Here is an 873-nt window from a genome sequence, read left to right on the forward strand (position 1 = left end):
GGAGCGACCGACTGCAGCCAGCCCGGAATCAGCTCCACGGGATATGTGCCAGATGAAGTCGTGAGCTGCAAGATCAATATTATGATCGCGATAAATCGGCCTGGATTGCCCATCGTCGCTACCAGAAATTGAATGATCATCATATACGTGATGCTCGTCACTATAGAGAACAGAATAAAATCCGTTACGTTCTGCACTTCAAGCTTCAGCACGAACAGCAACACGGAATCGACGATTAGCGCCTGCGCCGCGCCGATGACCATCAGCGTCAGCGCCTTGCTCCAGAACCAGCTCCATCCGTTTTGCGGCTTGATGGCCGGCTCGCGAACGGAATACACGATCGTGATAAGCAGCGCGCCTACATACAGTCCAAGAGACAGGAAGTATGGAGCAAGTCCCGTGCCGTAGTTCGGCACGTCGGTCAGCCGTTCCACGTCGAGCTGGATCGGCTCGGCGAACATGCTCGCCTTTTCGTCGGACAAGGATAAGTCCGATGTCTGGGAGGAAGCGTCGTTCAGCTTCGTCGACAGCTCCTGCGAGCCGTCTTCCAACTCCAGCAACCCAGATGCCATCTTTGTTGCACCGTCCTGCAGCTGCTTCGTGCCGGAAGACAACTCCTGAACGGAGCTGTTGAGCTCATTCAAACCAGCAGCCAGCTCGCCGGCTCCGCCTTCCAGCGCAGTAGCGCCCGTCGACAGCTCTTTCGCCCCGCCCTCGGCCTCCACCAACTTCTGATGCATGGTGTCCGCGCCCGCAACGAGGCTATCCAGCCCTTGCTTTAATCCGCTTGCGCCCGCCGCCAGTTCCTTCTGTCCCGCAGCGGATTGCTCCGTTCCGGCCGCCAGCTCCCGGCTGGCGGCAAGCAGCGCCTGG

General features: G+C 58.6%; 1 protein-coding gene. It reads right to left on the bottom strand.

Annotated elements, in window-relative coordinates; all coding sequences use genetic code 11:
• Positions 1-873: YhgE/Pip family protein (locus tag PAT3040_RS28540; protein WP_181376894.1), on the bottom strand; the 873-nt coding region annotated here is incomplete at both ends.

Origin of the sequence: Paenibacillus agaridevorans, from assembly GCF_003112455.1 — a bacterium.
GTDB classification, from domain to species: domain Bacteria; phylum Bacillota; class Bacilli; order Paenibacillales; family Paenibacillaceae; genus Pristimantibacillus; species Pristimantibacillus agaridevorans.